We start from the raw sequence: 18,174 nt of genomic DNA on the forward strand, positions 1-18,174 counted from the left end.
AACTACGGCAAAAGCGGGGCCAGCGGGGTGCCCTCGACGAGGGTCTTCAGGTACGCCAGAATGTCTGGGACGTTGAAGGTGAAGTTGCCGATGGTCACCGGGAAGGTCGGAAAAGCGTTGTTCGCTGGGGCGTTATTGCCGTTATTGGCTGGAGCACTGTGACCGCCGTTGTGGCCACCACCGTTGTTGGCAGGAGCGGTGTTGTTGGTCGGGGCACCACCATTGTTGGTAGGTGCACCACCGCCACCGTTCAGGCCGCAGCGAGCGATAACCTCGTCGGCGCGGGCGACGGCATCGCGGATCTCGGCACCGCGCGGGTGGAAGTTAGCAGCAGCAAGTGCCTGGGACTTCTTGCTGTTGTAGTCGGACGGGTTGGTGTAGTACTTGGTGGCCTGCTCACAGGAAATCTGGCCGGCCGGGACCTTGGCCAGATAGTCATCCACCATGTCGGCGGAGGCGGTAGGAGCGGACAGACCGATGGCGGCAGCAACGGAGCAGAGGACAAGCTTATTTCTCATGCGCCACATTGTGCCACAGCTTTTACACGTTTGTGCAAGTACTAACGCGCCAGGAAACGATTTACCAGCGAAAAATACGCCTTCACAGTCAAATCCAAGTCTTCCAGGTAAAGGTGCTCATCGTGGCTGTGCAGCTGCGAGTTTGCGCTGGCCATGTCCCGGCCTTCCGCATGCAGTGCAAAACCGTAGGCATTGCCACCGCGGCGGCGCGCCACGCGCAGGTCGGAGCCACCTGTTGCCAGCACTGGCAGTACTTCCTTATCCGGGAAGAACTCGTGGACGGTCTCTTTAATGCAACGCCACAGTTCAGTATCGGTGGAGGACTGTGTGGCGTCCTCAGTAATAAGGTGCTCGATCTCTACCTCCTCGGCCATATCGCCGAGGGCTTCGCGTAGGAACTCATCAAGCTCCTCCTGGGTCTGGCCAGGGAAGGGGCGGACGTCCATCTCCAGGTAGGCGTGGGAGGGTAGCACGTTGATGGCACCACCTGCACGCAGGACAGTTTGGGCAATCGTCGTGTGCGAGAAGGCGTGGGCGTAGGCGGACAATCTACCGAACTTCTCATAGTCGGCGGCGGTAGCGGAGCCGTCGAGAAGCGCTGCCTCCGTTGCGGGGTCAAAGCGGAAGGTCTTGACGAATCCCTGCCACACCTTATCCGTGGCCACGGGCGGCTTAGCGGCGGCGATGCGGCGAGCGACCTCACCGATCTTGACAATGGCAAAGTCCTTGCCGAAGGGCGTTGAGCCATGGCCGGCATCGCCGTGCACGTGCAGGCGGCGCTGGCCCGCGCCCTTCTCGCCGACGTTGAAGCCGAGCGCGCCGGGCAGGTGGCTGCCGCCGGTCTCCGAGAGGCAGTTGCGCACCGAGTAGGCCTCGGGGTGGTGTTTGTCCATCCAGATGGAGCCCAAACCGCCGCGGGCCTCCTCGTCCGCCATGCCCACGAACGCCAAGGTGCCGCCTGGGTTGCCGCGCTTGGCCACATCGCGAGTCACCGCCGCCATCGTCGCCGTAATGAAGAGCATGTCCACTGCGCCGCGGCCGTAGAGCTTGCCATCTTCGATGACGGCGTCGAAGGGTGGCTTGGTCCACTTGGGCTCGTCGACGGGCACGACATCCGTGTGGCCCATGAGCGTCAGCGGCTCTTTGTCCGGGTCACCCGGAACGGTCACCACGATGGTCACGCGGCCTGGGTGCGATTCAAAGCGTTGAATCTCCACTGGGGTGCCTGCGAAAAACCGCTCCAAGGTATCGGCGTTGTGGACCTCGTTGCCGGAGTCTGGCGTGAGGTCATTCACGCAGGCATTGCGAATAAGCTCCTGGAGTAATGCGAGGGTGTCGTCGTAGAGCGTGGAATCCATGGCATAAAGGGTAGCCGTGCACAATAAAATGCGTCGATTTACCACAACTTGAACGGTGTTCAAGTAAGGTTTCCCGCATGAGCATCGTAGATATCGCACGTGAGAAGGCCCTGGAGCAGGGCATCGGCCTCAACGAAGAAGAGCTCCTGCAGGTTCTTCAGATCCCGGATGAGCAGCTGGAAGAGATTGCGGACATCGCGCATCAAACCCGTCTCAAGTGGTGCGGCCCGGACGTCTCCGTGGAAGGCATCATCTCCATCAAGACCGGCGGCTGCCCGGAGGATTGCCACTTCTGCTCGCAGTCAGGCCTGTTCGAGTCCCCAGTACGCGCCGCCCGCCTGAACATCCCGGAGCTGGTGGAGGCCGCCAAGAAGACCGCCAAAACCGGCGCTACGGAGTTCTGCATCGTGGCGGCCGTTAAGGCCCCAGATGAGAACCTGCTGTCCCAGGTTGCCGAGGCCATCCCGGCCATCCTGGATGAAGTCGATATCGAAATCTCCCTATCCCTAGGTACCCTCACCCGCGAGCAGGCGCAGCGCCTTAAGGATATGGGCGCCCAGCGCTATAACCACAACCTGGAGACGTCCAAGTCCTTCTTCCCCAACGTGGTCACGACCCACACCTGGGAGGAGCGCAAAGAAACCCTCGAGAACGTCCGTGCTGTCGGCATGGAGATTTGTTCCGGCGGTATCATCGGTATGGGCGAATCCCTTGAGGATCGCGCCGAGTTTGCCTACCAGCTGGCGCAGATTGAGCCTTGCGAGGTTCCGATGAACTTCCTCGACCCGCGCCCGGGCACTCCGTTCGCGAACTACCCACTGGTCCCGCTCGGCGAGGCGCTGCGCGCCGTTGCCGCCTTCCGCTTGGCCATGCCGTCTGTAACCCTGCGCTTTGCGGGTGGCCGCGAGCTCTCGCTCGGTGACGACGGCACGGAAAAGGGCCTCCTCGGCGGCATCAACGCCATCATCGCCGGCAACTACCTGACCACGCTGGGCAAGCAGATTGAAAAGGACGTCGACATGCTCGGCCGCATCGACCTGCCCATCAAGGCGCTCTGATGAAAAATTCGACGGAGCTGGCCGCCGCCGTCCTTGCCGGCGAGGAGCCGCTGTTCCATCCCAATACCGGCAAGCCACTGAGCGAGGAATTCACCTTGCACCCGGCGGCCGCGGCTGGCCTCGACGTCCCGCGCTATTGCCAGCTGTGCGGGCGCCGCATGGTGGTTCAGGTGCGCCCGGACGGCTGGAACGCGCACTGTTCGCGCCACGGCGAGCTCGACTCGGATCACCTCTATGAGGAGGCTCTGCCCTAAGCTGGGGCACCATGGATCCCGCCGTTGCCCACGCCCATCAGTCTGCGTTGCGCTCGATTTCCCGTGTTGTCTCCGAGATCGCTGAGCCGACTCCCCAACAACAAGCACTAGACGCCGTCACCGATCAACTGCGCCACGGCAACGTCATGGTCCTCACCGGGGCAGGCGTATCCACGGAATCGGGCGTGCCGGATTACCGCGGCCCGAACGGCTCCCTCAGCCGCCACCGCCCCATGACCTACCAGGAGTTCCTGCACGACCCGCAGGCCTCGCACCGCTACTGGGCGCGTGCTTTCGTCGGCTGGCGGGTCATGCAGGCCGCACACCCCAACCGCACGCACTACGCTTTGGTCGAACTCGAGCGCGCCGGACTACTTAAAGGTGTTGTCACCCAAAACGTCGACGGCCTGCACGAGGAAGCCGGGCAGCACACCCTCATCGCCCTGCACGGAGACATGCAGCACGTGGTGTGCTTGAGCTGCGGATACGAAGAAACACGCGCGGACTACGACGCCCGCGCCGCCACAGCCAACCCGACATACCTCCAACGCTGGGCAGTAGACAAAGAGGACGTCAATCCAGATGGCGATGTTGCCCTCAGCCAAGAAGCGGTCGAAGAATTTGTCATGCCCGGCTGCGTGCGGTGCGGCTCACAGCGCCTCAAGCCAGACGTGGTCTATTTTGGTGAGCCCGTTCCCACCCACAAGAAAGATGCCGCCTACGCGATGGTCAACGCATCTGACTCCCTGCTGGTAGCCGGCTCCTCGCTGGCGGTGATGAGCGGCTTTCGCTTCGTTCTGGAGGCCAAGAAACAGGGCAAGCGCGTAGCCACCATCAACGGCGGACCAGGCCGCGCGGATGATCGGGTGGATACCCTGTGGCGCACACAAGTGGGCCCGGCTTTCGATGCGATCCTGGACGAGCTAGAACTCTAGAGTTGCTCCAGTTCTTCGAGGATTACCTGGCAGACCCGTTTATCCATGGGCATATCCTCGTGGCGAATAATGGCAAGGCGCTCGATGTCCTGAATATAGATATTTCTTACCTGCTGGCCATTGAGGAAACAGGTGTTGGGCGGAACCACGATGGCATCGGAGCGCGTGGCGATGCACGTATAGCTCACCCCGGGCTCGACCTCACTGCCGCGGTTCGTATCCTCCACAATCTTGCTGCCGGTCACTTGCTGCATTCCGGCGGGGCCAAACCAGGCGTCGATAAGCGAGCGCGCCACTTCCTCCTGCCTTTCGCTGCGAAAGAGGGGGCTGGCGATTCCACCCTGGGTCGTGCCGTGATTGGGCGCACTGATACAGACGACGTGCCGTACAAACTCCGCACCGCCGTGCATGCGCATCCAGTACCGAGCCAATAATCCACCTTGTGAATGCCCGACGAGGATTACTTTTTCAGCGCCGGTAACGGTGCGGACGGCGTTGATGTAGGCGTCGAGCTGCCGGGCGGATTCCTGCAGGGGGCCGGTGGCGCGGGTCCCGTAGTCAGGGGCGAAGGTGGCCCAGCCAGCGGCGCGGAGCATTCCTGCGAGAACCTGCCATATCCCCTTGCTGTCGCAGGTTCCGTGGATTAAAACAACCGGCCAAGGCCGTTCGGCGGTGGGACGCGCGGACCAGTCGTCTTCGTAGACGCCGCGTGGATGTCTGCGGGCGCCGAGGGGGAGTGGGATCATGGAATTTCAGTTTACTCTTGACCCCTATCCAACTTTCGTACTAAGCTAAGGCTTGCCTAATACGGGCCGGCGGTGAGCTCCACACCGCACGCGTTACCGGATTAGTCATGGGGATAGGGCCCGCCGCTTCCACGCGGCGGGCTTCTTTCATGGATACACTCGCGAGCATGACTGACCTGCAGCATGTCCATTCCGTCAATGAAGCGGTTGCTCGCCTCTGCGAGCTTTATGACAAGTCCTGTGCGCTTGCACGTGAAGCATTGGCCTCAGGGGACCACGACGCCTACCGCCACGTGGTTTACCCGAAGATCACCGTGCATATTCGCCAGTGGACGCCCATCGACCGCTCTGAACCTTTCGGCTACGTGGACCAAGAGGGCCGCTACTCGGCAGTGATTTCCAAACCATGGCTGATTCGTGATTACCTCATAGAGCAGCTCACGCGGCTTAGCAACAACTACCCGTGTGATCTTTATGTGGGCCAATCAGATGAGCGCATCCCACCGGAATATATCCGGGGCACTACACACATTCCCCAGGACCGGGGCAATATCCCCCGGCCTACACTCGACGCCGTCCACGACGGAATCGTCGATGGCGCATGGAAAGCCTTCCACGGGAAAGAAAAGCCGCTCTTTCACTTCGGCCCGCAGCGCTTCGACATCGCCTGCGCGCGCATCGAGCACTACACCGGCATTGAGGTGGACACCGTGCAGAAGTACATCCTGTTCACCAACTACGCCATGCACACCACCGAGTTCGTCAAGTTCGGCCTACGCGAGCTGGCGCGGGAAGACTCCCGCTACACCGCGCTCGTGCTGCCCACGGGGGAGACCATCCACCCCAACGACGCGGTGCTTCTCGACGTCGACGAGCTCACCCTCACCTCGCGCTACCAGATGCCGCGCTTTGATCTCATCACCGCCGGCGGCGATGGCATCACGATGATCAACATCGGCGTCGGCCCCTCCAACGCCAAGACCATCACGGACTGCTTGGCAGTCCTGCGCCCGGAGGCCTGGATCATGATCGGCCACTGCGCTGGACTTGATGGCCGCATGCGCATCGGTGATCTCATCCTGGGCAATGCTTATCAGCGTGAAGACCACATCCTCGACGGCACCGTCACCACCAGCAACCCGATTCCCGCCATTCCGGAGATCCAGCGCATGCTGGAGGCTGCCGTCGACGAGGTGTATGGGAAAGACAATTCGCTCATGCGCACCGGCACGGTGCTCTCCACCGATGATCGCAACTGGGAGTGGCGCACCTCCCGGGACTTGTGGGAATGGCTGCGCCACTCCACCGCAGTGGCAGTAGATATGGAATCCTGCACCCTCGCCGCCAACGGCTACCGCTACCGCATCCCGTACGGCACACTGCTATCCGTGTCCGATCTTCCATTGCACGCCGTGCCTAAACTTCCTGCCCAAGCGCAGGCCTTTTATTCGAATTCCAAGGAGGCCCACGTCATGTGCGCGGTCCGCGCGGTGGAGGCCCTAGCGGAGAATCCGGAGCGGCTGCGCACCCGCAAACTGCGGCGAACAGTGGCAGAGGTTCCGTTCCGCTGAGGTAGATGATTAAACTGAAAGAAATGCAAAATCTGGCGAAGGAGACCTAGACGATGAGCACCCCGGAGTGGTGGAACCCGGAACGCGAGAACCTGACCTGGGAGGTCTTCGGTGAGGCCAGTCGCTTCCTGTCCCAGGAAATCGTGGATTCGGGCTGGTTCCCTGACCTCATTGTGGGCGTGGCCCGCGGTGGATTGATCCCGGCCGGCGCCATTGGCTACGCCATCGGCGTCAAGGAGATGGGCGCTATCAACGTGGAGTTCTACACCGATATTGGTGAGACCCTCCCAGAGCCGATTCTCCTTAACCCGCAGCTGGATACGGACTCGCTCAAGGACAAGAAGGTCCTCGTCGTTGATGACGTGGCGGATTCCGGCAAGACCCTCGACCTCGTGGTCAACCTTTTGGAACAGACCGCTTCCGAGGTCAAGTCTGCGGTGATCTACACCAAGCCGACCACCATCTTTGAGCCGGACTTTTCGTGGAAGAAGACGGACCAGTGGATTAACTTCGCGTGGTCGGTCCTGCCGGTCATCACCCGCGATGGCTCTTTCCAGGAAGGACATTAATGCCAGAAGCCTCCGCCGGTTCTTTCCGCGCGGCCTTCAGCTCGCCCGCCCGCTTCCGCAAGGAGGTGTTTGGCGGGCTTGCTGTTGCGCTGGCCCTCATCCCGGAAGTTTTAAGTTTCTCTATCCTCGCCGGACTCGACCCTAAGGTGGGTCTTTTTGCCTCCGTCATGATGGCGATGTCCATCGCCATCACCGGCGGGCGCCCGGCCATGATTTCCGCCGCGGCGGGTTCGGTCGCCGTGGTCATCGCACCACTTGCCCACGAGCATGGCCTGCAGTACGTGCTGCTGACCATCTGGATGGCGGGCATCTTGCAAGTAGTGATGGCCGTGCTGGGCGTCGCCAAGCTCATGCGTTTCATCCCCCGCAGCGTCATGCTGGGTTTCGTCAACGCCCTGGGCATCCTCATGTTCACCGCGCAGCTGAGCCACCTGTGGAACGTGCCGTGGCTGGTGTATGTCCTCGTCGCATTGGGCCTGCTGATCATGGTGGTATGGCCCCGAATCACCACGGTGATCCCCGCCCCGCTCATGGCGATCGTGGTGGTTACCGTGCTGACTGTAATTTTTGGGTGGCAGGTTCCCGACGTCGCGGATCAAGGTGAGCTTCCGACCTCCCTGCCCGGTTTCGTCATTCCAGACGTGCCGTTTACCCGCGAGACCTTCCTCCTCTGCCTTCCCTATGCACTGGGCGTGGCACTGGTCGGCCTCATGGAATCTCTGCTCACCGCCAAGCTTGTCGATGACCTCACGGATACCCACTCCGATAAGACACGCGAATCCGTAGGACAGGGCATCGGCAACATGCTCGCCGCGGCCATCGGCGGCATGGGCGTGTGCGCGATGATCGGCCAGACCATGATCAACGTCAAGGAATCCCAGGCACGCACGCGCTTGTCGACGTTCCTCGCCGGCGTCTTCCTCCTCATCCTCATCCTCGTGTTGGGGGACACCGTAGGGAAAATCCCCATGGCTGCTCTCGTGGCGGTCATGTTCATGGTGTCTTTCCACACCGTGGATTGGCGCTCGGTGCGCACGATTCACCGCATGCCTCTGAGCGAAACCCTCGTCATGCTGGTGACGGTGGTTGGCACTTTGGTCACGAATAACCTAGCGGTCGGTGTGATCCTCGGTGTCCTTACCGCCTCGGTGGCCTTTGCACGCCGCGTCGCCCACCTCGTGTCGGTGGAGCTAGAAGGCAACGTCTACACTGTGCGCGGCCAGCTCTTCTTCGCCTCCTCGAACGATCTGGTCTACGCCTTTGATTACACCCTGCCGGTGGAGAAGGTCATCGTGGATTTCTCAGAGGCCGATATTTGGGATGCCTCAACCGTGGCGGTACTCCAGGCTGTGGAAAGCAAGTACGCAAGCCGTGGAATAGCGGTGGAATTCCGGGGCCTTGATGGTGTTAGCCTCGCGCGTTACCAGCGGATCTCAGATTTGGGTTAGGTAAACCTACCAGAAAAAGTGTTATGACGTGCGAGTTTGCTTAAGATCACCTTGCTAGCGCGCCCGATTTTTTTCTGTATTGTGGGAACAACACACGAAAGGAATAACTCTTATGGATGAGAAACTGCAAACGCTCCTCAACGCCCAGGTCAATAATGAGCACGGCGCAGCCCTGATTTACACTCAGCTGGCCTACGAGATGGACAACCTGTCCTTCCCAGGCATGCGCGATTGGTTCTTCAAGCAGGCAGAGGAAGAGCGCGAGCACGCACAGAAGTTCGCCGAGCACTTGCTGGACCGCGGCTACCGCGTCGAGTTGGAGGATATCCAGGTCGGCTCCGTCAAGGCCGCCACCCCGCTCGATGCTTTTGAGGCCTCCCTCGCGCATGAGCAGAAGGTCTCGGAGCAGATCCGGGAGATCGCCCGCACCGCGGATGCCGCCGGGGATCTCGATTCCCGCGCCCTCATCAACTGGTTCCTCGAGGAGCAGGTTGAGGAGGAGTCCACCGTGTCCGAAATCATTGACCAGCTCAAGCTGGTGGGCAATGACGGCTCGGGTCTGCTGCGCATCGATGGTTCGCTGGCGCAACGGTAACGAAGCCATATAGTTTCTAGGAATTCTCCCACAGCCCCCTGCGGTTGGTGGGAGAATTTCTTTTATGACTACAACGCGCCTGATGCTGATTTGCGGTGCCCTGGCCGGCCTTGTGATCGCATTGGTCGGCGGCACGTGGCTGGCCGCAACGAACATGGCGCTGGGAACCTTCTTCTTCGCTCTCGCCGTGATGCTCGGCCCGTTCGCGGGTCTAGCACTGTTGCTCTGCGCCGCTGCTGCATCGACGGCGTTGAGCCGCTCCCTGTTTAGCGTCGGCGGCTTGTTCCTCGTGGGGGCCACCTCGACGTTGTGGGCGCAGGGCACGCTGTCGCTCCCGCTCTTCGTGGCGGGCACGCTGACTGGAGCTAGTGCGGTCTGGCTACACTGGGCGCATGGCAAGTTTGCTCTTCGACCTTTATGGCGTGCTCATGCGGCCCGCCGGGAACTCTGAGTTGGAGGATTACCTCCGTCCCGAAAATGTAGAGCACTTTTGGTCCATCTATGAGGAGTTTCGCCCTGCCTATAATGCTGGGCACCTGAGCGATGCGCAGTATTGGGGCCGCATTCGCGCGCTGACGGAACTGAGCTCCTTTGACGTCAGCCACGCGACCGAACTGGACACCGAGCGCCTGTTGGTCGCCGATGAAGAGATGGTGCGCGCGGTCCTAGGGTTTATTGCTCAAGGGCATAGCGTCGGCATTTTGGCGAATGTTCCGACGGTTCTGGGAACTCGGATCCGCCAGACGCAGCCTTGGCTGAAGGAATGCGCTGCCGTGACGCTGAGCTGCGATATTGGGGTAGCCAAGCCGGATCCGGAGGCCTACCTCGTGGCCGTGGATGCCCTCGGCGCGCAGGCCAAGGACACGCACTTCTTCGATGATCGGCCGGACTTCGTCACCGCCGCCCAGCGTCTCGGGCTCAAGGCCCACCTTTTTACGGGAATCGACTCGGTTTACTTTTAGGCAGCTTTCGCCTCGCGGCCGAGCTCCAGCGGAACGCGCAGCAGCGGATCAAGCGCTACAGCGCGGGTGCAGGCGCGAACAATCTCGGTGTGCGAAGGAATCATGCGCAGCTCCACTGGGTGATCGGTGGCCTGGCGCACGGCGGAAGCAAAGAGCTTCGGGGCCGCCGGATCATCGGAGAAGGCGCCGCCGGCGACCACGAGGGTATTGGGCTTATGCTGCGTTAAAAGTTCAGCAGCGGTGGCCCCGAGGGAGCGCGCGCGGCCGTCGAGAAGCGCCCGCGTTTCTTCATCAGCATTCGCGACCACGTCTGGGAATGAGTCTCCGCCGGTCTCATTCAGCATCGCCTGCGTGGCCAGGACGTCAGCTTCGTCGAGTTCGAGCTGCACAATTTCATCGCCCAAGGTCAGCGCGGCGCCAACGGAGTCATCCGCGTAGAGCACCATGACGGGCTTCTCCGCGCCCAGCTCCGCAGACTGCGTCTCGGATCCCAGGATGGCAGGGATGACGGAGGACACAACAACCGGAACGCCGAACTGGTACTCCAGACGGCTGGCGATATCCATCTCGTCCCAGCCCAGGTTGTGGGCGGTAATGCGCCCAGCTTCGTTCACGCTGCCGGAGGTGGTCACGCCGACTGAAACCAAACGTCGATCCAGGCCGGTCATCAGGCGGTTGACACCAGCAATGATGTGCTCGATGACATCGCTTGCACTCAAGCGCGACACCGGGGTAGCCACGTCTTCCTCGCGCAGGGTGCGTCCCTTGGTGTCGAAGAAGGCGATGCGGGTAAAGGCGGTGCCAACCGCAATACCAACCAGCATCCAATCATTATCCGCCACTTCCAGGGGCACGGTGGGGCGCCCGCGGCCGCGGGACTGCGTCAAATCCGTGCGCTCACGAATCAGTCCAGCACCCAGCAGCGCGGCAGTGGCGCGGGTAATCGTCGGCTGGGAGAGTCCCGTGGCTTCGACAAGTTCACTGCGGGTAACAACGGGGTTGAGTCGAATGATGTGGAGGCACTTCGCCGCTGGGGTGCGGGGGCGAGTGAACACGGGACCAGATTTAATCATGGCGCAAGTATAAATTCAGCAGACCGCATTGTCTAATAGAAATTGGGATTCAGTAGACATCATAGTCTAGAAGTGTGCCTGCGTTAGAGTAGTGTTCATGGATTCTGTTGCTGTGTACTGCGGCTCCGCCGCTGGAAACTCTGAAGCCTATGGCCAAGCCGCACACCTTTTGGGGGAGGAGCTCGCGCGGCGCAACCTCACCCTGGTTTATGGCGGCGGTGACGTAGGCCTGATGGGCATCGTCGCAGATTCCTGCCTTGCCGCCGGCGGCACGGTTATTGGGGTTATCCCGCGGCAGCTCGTTGATTACGAGATGTCACACCAGCGGGTAACCAAACTCGAAGTCGTGGACACCATGGCGCAGCGCAAAACGCGTATGGAGGAACTCGCGGATGCCTTCGTGTGCCTGCCGGGTGGCGTGGGAACGCTAGAGGAGCTCACCGAGGTGCTCACCTTGCAACAGTTGGGGAACCTGGATAGCCCGGTGGGTCTCGTAGACGTGAAGGGATTCTGGCAGCCGTTTATAAGAATGTACTCTGCAATGGTGCAGGAGGGATTCGTTCAGAAGCGCTTCCTCGATGCTCTCGTGGTGAACCCCTCTCCTGCTGAAGTGCTCAACGAATTTACATCCTGGACAAGCCCGGGAAGTAAGTGGAGCAACAATTAGCTAACAAGCTGGTAAATAAGGCGGCGCTGGGTTGGCCCAAACCCCTGGATCTTCGTTAGACTTCGCCCTTATGAGTTTTGACCAGAACGCAGAGCGCCAGCCTTCGCTGCTGGACGCGTCGTGCGATAATTTCGTCCACGACCTCGCGCAGCTCACGCCCACCGATGCCACCGCGTGGGGAATTCCCGGCTTCGACGGTGAGTTGGAAGATTTCTCCCCGGAGTACTACTCCTCCGTGGCGGATCGCACTCGTGAGATGATGGCGGATCTCGATGCCCTCGATGACACCACCGACGAATCCGACGATGACGACGATTTTGACGAGGTGGACTACGTCACCGCCGCCGTCTTGCGCGACCGTCTCTGCCTGGATCTTGACCTGCACCATGCCGGTGAGGACATCCGCTGCCTTAACAACATTGCCTCCCCGGTGCAGACCATCCGCGACACCCTCATGCTCATGCCGAAGGACACCCCGGAGCAACTTGATGCATTGCGTTCGCGCCTGTCGAAGGTGGCAACCTCGCTCAACGGCTACAAGGAGTCCCTCACCGAGGCGGCTTCGCGTGGCATGGTCGCGCCGCAGCGCCAGATCTCCGATGTCTTCGTGCAATGCGAGCGGCTTGCCGACGCCGGCTCCATGCTCGAGGACCTTGGCGTTGAAGGCCCAGAGGTGGACGCGGCCAAGGAAGCCTTCGGCGAGTTCGCCGATTGGCTCTCTAACGAGCTGCAGCCGCAGGCACCATCGCAGGATGCGGTGGGCCGCGAGCGCTACGAGCGCTTCTCCAAGCTTTTCGTTGGCGATGCCGTGGACCTCGATGAGGCCTATGAGTGGGGCATGGACCAGGTGCGCTCCATCAAGGCGGAACAAGAAAAGATCGCCCACGAGCTCTACGGCTCCGACGTCACCGTGCGCGCGGCCATGCGCAAACTCAACGAAGAGGAGCGCTACCAGCTGCACGGCACCGACGCGCTAGTGGAGTGGATGCAGTCCACCGCGGACCGCGCGATCAAGGACCTCGACGGCAACGCCTTCGACATCCCGGAGGCCGTTAAAGAAATCGAGTGCTGTATCGACCCGGCCGGCACCGGCGGCATCTTCTACACCTCGCCCTCCGATGATTTCTCCCGCCCCGGCCGCATGTGGTGGTCCGTACCGGCTGGCCAGGAGCTTTTCCACACCTGGCAGGAGCTGACAACCGTCCACCACGAGGGCGCGCCGGGCCACCATCTGCAGATTGGCGCCGCGCTGACCCAGCCGGACCTCAACCTATGGCGCCGTGCGGTGACGTGGAACTCTGGCCACGGTGAGGGCTGGGCTCTATACGCTGAAGTACTCATGGCGGAGCTGGGATACATGGATGATCCGGGCTTCCGCATGGGGCTTCTCGACGCCCAACGCTTCCGCGCCGCCCGCGTCGTGGTGGATATCGGACTCCACCTGGGCAAGGCGTTGCCGGAGTGCACTGCGTCCGGCATCTGGGACAAGTCCCACGTCAAGACCTTCATGCGTGAGAACACCGCGATGGATGACGCTAACCTCTCCTTCGAGGTCACTCGTTACCTGGGCTGGCCGGGCCAGGCGCCGTCTTATGCTCTGGGCCAGCGCCTGTGGCAGCAGACCCGCGACGCTGCCGTGGAGCAGGGCATGGACGTACGTGATTTCCACTCCCAGGCATTGGCCCTAGGTTCTGTGCCGATGTCGATTCTGCGCGAGACAATTCTGGACTAGTTGTTAGACTCTTGGATTTATCCACTAGTGACTCTGTGATTTATCCACTAGCGGCGGAATAGCCCCAAAATCTGGGGCAAATATCCCGCGATGACGAGCACGATGATGAGCCGGATAATCTGCACGGCCACCACGGCGGGACCCGCCCCTCCTTCCGCGGAGAGCGCGAGGACGGTCTCCAGCGCGCCGGGCGAAGTGGCGAGGTAAGCCTCGAAGTAGGTGATGTCCAGCCATGCGGTCAAAGGCACAGCAGTGAGCGCGCACACGCCGATGACGACAATGATGAAGAGGATCGTCGCCGGCAGCTGCTTGGCGAAGGCCCGCAGTGCCGGTACCGACAGCCCACCACCGCAGACCCAGCCGATGGACATAAACGCCATGATTTTGAAGACGTAGAGCGGCTCCAAAGTGTGGCCGGCTGGAATAACCTGGGCGACCAGCACGGTCAAGATGAGCGGCCCCAAAACAGCAGCAGCTGGCAAACGCACCAGCTTGCCAAGCTTCTCACCAACCACGGCGATGGCGACCGTCAACCCCACGATCCACCACGTGACCTCGCCGTCAACGCTCATGTCGACGCCTTTGCCCGCGGGGGCGTCTAACAAGGAGACCACCAAAGGCAGCGATATCGACACCGCCAGAAGGCGCAGGTATTGCGTCAGCGCCACGTAGCGGTAGTCCGCACCGAGTTCGCTGGCTAGCGCGGGCATGAGCGAGGCCCCGCCCGGCAGCATGGATAAGATTCCGGTTTCCCAGGAAATATCTTTTGGCTGTGAGCGGTGCAGCAGCACGCCGCCGGCGACACCGATAAGCACGGTGATGAGTGACATCGTCACCGCGGCTGGCACAAAGCCAAGGAGCGTGGAGGCAGGAACTAAGGTCAGTGGTATGCCCGCCATCATTCCGATGAACCCGCGGGCGACAGAATAAAAGTGCTCGTTAACGGCGAGTTCTTTGCCCGTCGTCAAGGCCATGGCTCCCGAGACCACGATGGCGCCGAGGATCCAGGCTGCGGGTACGTGAAGGTAGCTAAACAATGCCCCCAGTGCTGCAGACCCCGGGGCCACGATGACCCATCGCGTACGAACAGACATGGAATCGAGTTTAATGATGGACATGGATTTCGGATTAAGCGGTTGGGCGATTCTCACCATCGGCGCTACCGCGGCCGGATGGATCGATGCCGTCATTGGTGGCGGCGGGCTCGTGCTCATTCCGCTCATCCTGGCGGTCGCACCCCAGTTTGCGCCCGCCACAGCCCTGGCCACGAACAAGGTGGCGGCGGTATCCGGCACAGCGTCGGCGGCCATCACACTCGTCAAGAAGGTTCGCCCGCCGAAGGGCGAGCTCATGCGCATGGGACTCATCGCGCTGGTGTGCTCTGGACTCGGGGCCACAGCAGCCGCACTCATGGACAAGGACGTCATGCGGCCGGTCATCATCGTGCTTATGGTGGCAGTCGGCATCTTTGTGGCCTTTCGCCCGGACTTCGGCAGCGGCGACGGAATCCGCGGCGGCTGGCGCACGTGGGCAGGGTTAGCCGCTGTCGCTGCCATCGCCTTCTACGATGGCATCTTTGGCCCCGGCACCGGCATGTTCCTCATCATGGCCTTTACCGCTATCTTCTCGCAGAATTTCCTCGCCTCCGCAGCGATGGCGAAGGTGGTCAACACGTGTACCAACGTCGGTGCGCTCGTGGTCTTCATCGTGGGCGGGCACGTGGTGTGGGGTCTCGCTTTAGTTCTCGCGGCAGCAAATATCATTGGCGCGCAGCTGGGCGCACGGACTGTGCTTGGCGGTGGTGCAAAGCTCATCCGCTATGCGCTTCTCGCACTCGTCGTGGTGATGAGCGTGTACCTGTCCTGGCAGCAGTGGGGTTAATTCGTCTTCGCCGTGGCCACAGCGTTCCACGGGTCTTCCGGCCACGGGTGTTTGGGGTAGCGCCCGCGCATGTCGGCGCGCACGCCGGCATAGGACCCGGACCAGAAGCTCGCCAGATCATCGGTGACGGCAAGTGGCCGGCCCGCGGGAGACAACAGATGGAATTGCACGCGGTGGCCGCAGTATTCGGGGGACTCCGTCAACCCGAAACATTCCTGCAGCTTGATGGAGACCACGGGACGCTCGCCGGACCAATCGATCCTCGCAGCACGTCCGGACGGAACCGCTAACCGTTCCGGCGCGAGCTCATCCAAGCGGCTAGCTTCGGGCCAGGGGAGCAAGCGCTGCAGCGCCGGGTACATGTCTGGCCGCTTCCCGGCAGCCAGCTCATGCAGCTCCGGCTCCAGCCAGCTCAGATCATCGCCGTCCACGTCCGGCCACGGATTCCCGTATGCCCTATGCAGATGACGCATACGTTCCCGCAGGTTTTGAGCCTTGTCACTGAAGTGAAACAGATTTAAACCCTGTCCGGAGTTGCGTAGTGCCTCCACCGCCTCATCACCGGAGACCTTCACTGGGGTTTCCGACAACACGATGGAGCCTGCCGCACGCACGCGCATGCCACGGACCTTGGGACCGTCGAGAAATGCTCGCGTCTCTTCGGTCACGCCGATGATGTCGAGTGCGTCCTTTTCCGCAATGGGCACTGCTTCACGAATGATGGCGTTTCCAGATCGCGCCAACGACACCTCAGCCACCGCCAACCAGTCGTGACCATCCTCGAAATACCGCGCGCGCGTACCGCTGGCGAGCAAAAACTCCTTGTCGCCCACGCGCTTAGCCACGAACTCCGGGAAGGCGCTAGCGACCACCACGCCTGGGTCCACCGGACCCTTGTTGGGCACCAAGCGGGCAAGCCGCTTCGGATCCGAATCATCCAGGCGGGCAATTGTGTCAGCGGCACCGGAGCCATGTTTGAGCAGGGCAGCTCCCCATCGTGGGTGCGTTGGCAGTAACGCCAGCTCTTCGCCAGCGTTGAGCAGATCTAGGGTGCGGTGGGCGTCGGCAAGCGCGGGCCCCGGTGGGGGATCCAGCAAGGGGAAATCCGGTCCCGCGCCCCAACTATCCATGAACAGTGCCGCCTGCGTGAGGTCCGCAGAAAGAATTTCTGGAATCACGTGCGGGGAAAAGTGCTGGTAATCCTCCTGCGAATAGCAGCGGACGACGGTACCCGGCGCCTCACGTCCGGCACGTCCGGCGCGTTGATCGGCGCTGCTTTTCGACGTCGACACTGTCACCAACCCACTCATCCCGCGCTGCGCATCCCGCTTGGGCACGCGGGATAGCCCGGCATCGATGACGGTGCGCACGCCTGGCACGGTCAGCGAAGATTCCGCGATGGACGTCGCCACCACGATGCGCGGCTCGCGCGTATAAAGCGCAGCATCCTGCTCTTGCGTGGTCTGGCGGCCATGGAGCGGAAAAACGTTATGGCCACTCAGTGCATCACACACCAGGTTGACCTCGCGCACGCCGGGAACAAAGACCAGCGTGGACTCGTGCTGCCGCGCGGCAACCCTCGCCACGCCTTTCCAAAAGTCTCGATCTCCCGCAGCGCGCCCCGGAATCGGTTCATAGGAAATATCGAGTGGGTACGTGACAGCCTCAGTGGAATGGATCGGCGCATTCCCCATAAGCTGGGAGAAGCGGGTGGCGTCGACAGTCGCGGACATGGCAATAACCCGAAAGTCATCGCGGAGCTGCGCCAACTCTAAGCACATACCGAGTACGAGGTCAGTATCGAGCTGGCGTTCGTGGACCTCGTCGATGGCCACGGCGGAAATCCCTTCAAGTTCCGGATCCCGCAACAGTCGGCGTAACAAAACACCTGGGGTAACAAACTCGACGTCCGCGCCTTTGCGGGAATCACCGCGCACCGCATAGCCGATGCGCTGGCCTGACAACTCCTGAAGGCGGTTTGCCGCCGCACGCACCGCCACGCGGCGTGGTGCGGTGACGAGAACCTTGCCCTCTACCTGGTTCGCTAATGCCGGTGGAATAAGCGTGGTCTTACCGGTGCCGGGCGGGGCCTGGACCACGACGTGGCCGTCTGAAGGAAGCGAATCAATGGTCTCTAGGACGGGAAGTCCCTTGCCGATTGCCTTGAGATCAAACATCGAGATCTTGGCGCTCCCACCTATCTTCGTTGTCCTCCAGCTTGCGCACCACGCGCCCCGGTGAGCCCAGGACCAGCGAGTTATCCGGTACGTCGCGGGTCACCAGTGAGCCTGCGCCTACGACGCAGTTCTTGCCCACGGTGACGCCAGGCAGGACCGTGACGTTGGCGCCAAACCAGGTGTTATCACCGATGGTGATAGGTTTAGCTATTTCCCAGCCCTCCGCCCGCATCTCATGATCGTTGACGGGGTGGCCCACCGTGATGAGCGAACAGTTCGGCCCCATCATGACGCGGTCTCCGAGGGTTACAGGCGCTTGCGCCAGGATTGTCGCACCAAAGTTGATGAACACCCCTTTGCCAACCGTGACGTTGCGGCCGTATTCCAGGTTAAGCGGCGTGTGGAGGCCGGGTACTTCGGACTCGGGGGAGAGCAGCGCGCGCAGGATGTCGTGCGCGCGGTCGCGATCGGTGTTGTGCAGCTCGTTGAGTTCTTTGACCAACCGGAATCCGCGCTGGTGCTCGGCGTTGACCTCCTCGTTGACACTGGGCATGAACCACTGCCCGCTGGTCATGCGCTCAATGGATCCGTGATCCGCCAAGTTCTCCTGTGACATGGCAAAAGAATAAA

19 protein-coding genes are annotated in these 18,174 nt (G+C 61.5%); 12 read left to right on the forward strand and 7 right to left on the reverse strand.

From position 1 onward, the window contains the following. Window positions 1-2: 2 nt before the first annotated feature. Together CAURIM_RS00340 and CAURIM_RS00345 are read right to left on the reverse strand one after the other, a co-directional pair. On the reverse strand, window positions 3-518 hold the full coding sequence (locus CAURIM_RS00340; protein ID WP_236659351.1) for a hypothetical protein: 516 nt from the start codon (window positions 516-518) through the stop codon (window positions 3-5). A 41-nt stretch (window positions 519-559) separates the two neighbouring features. Further along, complete coding sequence (locus CAURIM_RS00345) at window positions 560-1,876, reverse strand: M20/M25/M40 family metallo-hydrolase (protein ID WP_201828869.1); 1,317 nt, start codon at window positions 1,874-1,876, stop codon at window positions 560-562. Between the two features lie 77 nt (window positions 1,877-1,953). On the opposite strand from CAURIM_RS00345, the gene bioB reads away from it, so the two are divergent. The 3 genes from bioB to CAURIM_RS00360 are packed head-to-tail and all read left to right on the forward strand — an operon-like array spanning window position 1,954 to window position 4,123. After that, window positions 1,954-2,934, forward strand: a complete 981-nt coding sequence (gene bioB / locus CAURIM_RS00350; RefSeq protein WP_046648630.1) for a biotin synthase BioB — start codon at window positions 1,954-1,956, stop codon at window positions 2,932-2,934. Beyond that, window positions 2,934-3,188, forward strand: a complete 255-nt coding sequence (bsaP, locus tag CAURIM_RS00355) for a biotin synthase auxiliary protein BsaP (RefSeq protein ID WP_201828868.1) — start codon at window positions 2,934-2,936, stop codon at window positions 3,186-3,188. The genes bioB and bsaP overlap by 1 nt, the downstream gene beginning before the upstream one ends. A gap of 11 nt (window positions 3,189-3,199) precedes the next feature. After that, the gene (locus CAURIM_RS00360) at window positions 3,200-4,123 is read left to right on the forward strand and encodes a Sir2 family NAD-dependent protein deacetylase (RefSeq protein WP_201828867.1); all 924 of its coding nucleotides are present in this window, start codon (window positions 3,200-3,202) and stop codon (window positions 4,121-4,123) included. Here CAURIM_RS00360 and CAURIM_RS00365 read toward each other — a convergent pair. Then, window positions 4,120-4,869, reverse strand: coding sequence for an esterase/lipase family protein (locus tag CAURIM_RS00365; RefSeq protein ID WP_201828866.1), 750 nt, complete (start codon window positions 4,867-4,869; stop codon window positions 4,120-4,122). The genes CAURIM_RS00360 and CAURIM_RS00365 overlap by 4 nt on opposite strands. A gap of 167 nt (window positions 4,870-5,036) precedes the next feature. Here CAURIM_RS00365 and amn point away from each other — a divergent pair, with 167 nt between their 5' ends. The 6 genes from amn (at window position 5,037) to CAURIM_RS00395 (ending at window position 10,014) form a co-directional block, all read left to right on the forward strand. After that, a complete protein-coding gene (amn, locus tag CAURIM_RS00370; RefSeq protein WP_201828865.1) occupies window positions 5,037-6,440 on the forward strand; it encodes an AMP nucleosidase in 1,404 nt (467 codons plus the stop codon). 53 nt (window positions 6,441-6,493) lie between these two features. Then, window positions 6,494-7,009, forward strand: coding sequence for a phosphoribosyltransferase (locus CAURIM_RS00375; RefSeq protein ID WP_010188260.1), 516 nt, complete (start codon window positions 6,494-6,496; stop codon window positions 7,007-7,009). Beyond that, the gene (locus tag CAURIM_RS00380) at window positions 7,009-8,457 is read left to right on the forward strand and encodes a SulP family inorganic anion transporter (protein WP_201828864.1); all 1,449 of its coding nucleotides are present in this window, start codon (window positions 7,009-7,011) and stop codon (window positions 8,455-8,457) included. Before CAURIM_RS00375 ends, CAURIM_RS00380 begins: the two co-directional genes overlap by 1 nt. Before the next feature lie 112 nt (window positions 8,458-8,569). Then, the gene (locus CAURIM_RS00385) at window positions 8,570-9,052 is read left to right on the forward strand and encodes a ferritin (RefSeq protein ID WP_070645020.1); all 483 of its coding nucleotides are present in this window, start codon (window positions 8,570-8,572) and stop codon (window positions 9,050-9,052) included. Window positions 9,053-9,116: 64 nt separating this feature from the next. Next, window positions 9,117-9,503: a hypothetical protein gene (locus tag CAURIM_RS00390; protein WP_070444414.1), complete on the forward strand. Its 387-nt coding sequence runs from the start codon at window positions 9,117-9,119 to the stop codon at window positions 9,501-9,503. Beyond that, entirely contained in the window at window positions 9,445-10,014 is a 570-nt protein-coding gene (locus CAURIM_RS00395) for an HAD-IA family hydrolase (RefSeq protein WP_070444412.1), read from the forward strand. The genes CAURIM_RS00390 and CAURIM_RS00395 overlap by 59 nt, the downstream gene beginning before the upstream one ends. On the opposite strand, the gene CAURIM_RS00400 is transcribed toward CAURIM_RS00395, so the two are convergent. Further along, a complete protein-coding gene (locus tag CAURIM_RS00400) occupies window positions 10,011-11,087 on the reverse strand; it encodes an ROK family protein (RefSeq protein ID WP_201828863.1) in 1,077 nt (358 codons plus the stop codon). The two genes, CAURIM_RS00395 and CAURIM_RS00400, sit on opposite strands and share 4 nt — an antisense overlap. Before the next feature lie 97 nt (window positions 11,088-11,184). Here CAURIM_RS00400 and CAURIM_RS00405 point away from each other — a divergent pair, with 97 nt between their 5' ends. Then, window positions 11,185-11,754 (forward strand): LOG family protein, encoded by a 570-nt coding sequence (locus CAURIM_RS00405; protein ID WP_070710523.1) that lies wholly within the window; start codon window positions 11,185-11,187, stop codon window positions 11,752-11,754. A 70-nt stretch (window positions 11,755-11,824) separates the two neighbouring features. Continuing rightward, window positions 11,825-13,486, forward strand: coding sequence for a DUF885 domain-containing protein (locus tag CAURIM_RS00410; protein WP_201828862.1), 1,662 nt, complete (start codon window positions 11,825-11,827; stop codon window positions 13,484-13,486). A 47-nt stretch (window positions 13,487-13,533) separates the two neighbouring features. Here CAURIM_RS00410 and CAURIM_RS00415 read toward each other — a convergent pair whose 3' ends face one another. Next, window positions 13,534-14,580 (reverse strand): AbrB family transcriptional regulator, encoded by a 1,047-nt coding sequence (locus CAURIM_RS00415; protein ID WP_236659350.1) that lies wholly within the window; start codon window positions 14,578-14,580, stop codon window positions 13,534-13,536. Between the two features lie 16 nt (window positions 14,581-14,596). Here CAURIM_RS00415 and CAURIM_RS00420 point away from each other — a divergent pair, with 16 nt between their 5' ends. After that, complete coding sequence (locus tag CAURIM_RS00420; RefSeq protein ID WP_408909956.1) at window positions 14,597-15,367, forward strand: TSUP family transporter; 771 nt, start codon at window positions 14,597-14,599, stop codon at window positions 15,365-15,367. Here the strand turns inward: CAURIM_RS00420 and CAURIM_RS00425 are convergent. Continuing rightward, window positions 15,364-17,544: an ATP-dependent RNA helicase gene (locus CAURIM_RS00425; protein ID WP_201828859.1), complete on the reverse strand. Its 2,181-nt coding sequence runs from the start codon at window positions 17,542-17,544 to the stop codon at window positions 15,364-15,366. The two genes, CAURIM_RS00420 and CAURIM_RS00425, sit on opposite strands and share 4 nt — an antisense overlap. Further along, a complete protein-coding gene (locus CAURIM_RS00430) occupies window positions 17,537-18,160 on the reverse strand; it encodes a sugar O-acetyltransferase (RefSeq protein WP_070645008.1) in 624 nt (207 codons plus the stop codon). The genes CAURIM_RS00425 and CAURIM_RS00430 overlap by 8 nt, the downstream gene beginning before the upstream one ends. Window positions 18,161-18,174: the final 14 nt, after the last annotated feature.

Origin of the sequence: Corynebacterium aurimucosum, assembly GCF_030408555.1 — a bacterium.
In the GTDB taxonomy this organism is placed as follows: domain Bacteria; phylum Actinomycetota; class Actinomycetes; order Mycobacteriales; family Mycobacteriaceae; genus Corynebacterium; species Corynebacterium aurimucosum.

Excerpts from the sequence above, each read along its gene's own strand:
- CAURIM_RS00405 (WP_070710523.1), top strand. The coding sequence starts at position 11,185 with ATGGATTCTGTTGCTGTGTACTGCGGCTCCGCCGCTGGAAACTCTGAA.
- CAURIM_RS00385 (WP_070645020.1), top strand. The coding sequence starts at position 8,570 with ATGGATGAGAAACTGCAAACGCTCCTCAACGCCCAGGTCAATAATGAG.
- CAURIM_RS00390 (WP_070444414.1), top strand. The coding sequence starts at position 9,117 with ATGACTACAACGCGCCTGATGCTGATTTGCGGTGCCCTGGCCGGCCTT.
- CAURIM_RS00395 (WP_070444412.1), top strand. The coding sequence starts at position 9,445 with ATGGCAAGTTTGCTCTTCGACCTTTATGGCGTGCTCATGCGGCCCGCC.
- CAURIM_RS00410 (WP_201828862.1), top strand. The coding sequence starts at position 11,825 with ATGAGTTTTGACCAGAACGCAGAGCGCCAGCCTTCGCTGCTGGACGCG.
- CAURIM_RS00345 (WP_201828869.1), bottom strand. The coding sequence starts at position 1,876 with ATGGATTCCACGCTCTACGACGACACCCTCGCATTACTCCAGGAGCTT.
- CAURIM_RS00420 (WP_408909956.1), top strand. The coding sequence starts at position 14,597 with ATGGACATGGATTTCGGATTAAGCGGTTGGGCGATTCTCACCATCGGC.
- CAURIM_RS00340 (WP_236659351.1), bottom strand. The coding sequence starts at position 518 with ATGAGAAATAAGCTTGTCCTCTGCTCCGTTGCTGCCGCCATCGGTCTG.
- bioB (WP_046648630.1), top strand. The coding sequence starts at position 1,954 with ATGAGCATCGTAGATATCGCACGTGAGAAGGCCCTGGAGCAGGGCATC.
- bsaP (WP_201828868.1), top strand. The coding sequence starts at position 2,934 with ATGAAAAATTCGACGGAGCTGGCCGCCGCCGTCCTTGCCGGCGAGGAG.
- CAURIM_RS00365 (WP_201828866.1), bottom strand. The coding sequence starts at position 4,869 with ATGATCCCACTCCCCCTCGGCGCCCGCAGACATCCACGCGGCGTCTAC.
- CAURIM_RS00415 (WP_236659350.1), bottom strand. The coding sequence starts at position 14,580 with ATGTCTGTTCGTACGCGATGGGTCATCGTGGCCCCGGGGTCTGCAGCA.
- amn (WP_201828865.1), top strand. The coding sequence starts at position 5,037 with ATGACTGACCTGCAGCATGTCCATTCCGTCAATGAAGCGGTTGCTCGC.
- CAURIM_RS00380 (WP_201828864.1), top strand. The coding sequence starts at position 7,009 with ATGCCAGAAGCCTCCGCCGGTTCTTTCCGCGCGGCCTTCAGCTCGCCC.
- CAURIM_RS00425 (WP_201828859.1), bottom strand. The coding sequence starts at position 17,544 with ATGTTTGATCTCAAGGCAATCGGCAAGGGACTTCCCGTCCTAGAGACC.
- CAURIM_RS00375 (WP_010188260.1), top strand. The coding sequence starts at position 6,494 with ATGAGCACCCCGGAGTGGTGGAACCCGGAACGCGAGAACCTGACCTGG.
- CAURIM_RS00400 (WP_201828863.1), bottom strand. The coding sequence starts at position 11,087 with ATGATTAAATCTGGTCCCGTGTTCACTCGCCCCCGCACCCCAGCGGCG.
- CAURIM_RS00360 (WP_201828867.1), top strand. The coding sequence starts at position 3,200 with ATGGATCCCGCCGTTGCCCACGCCCATCAGTCTGCGTTGCGCTCGATT.
- CAURIM_RS00430 (WP_070645008.1), bottom strand. The coding sequence starts at position 18,160 with ATGTCACAGGAGAACTTGGCGGATCACGGATCCATTGAGCGCATGACC.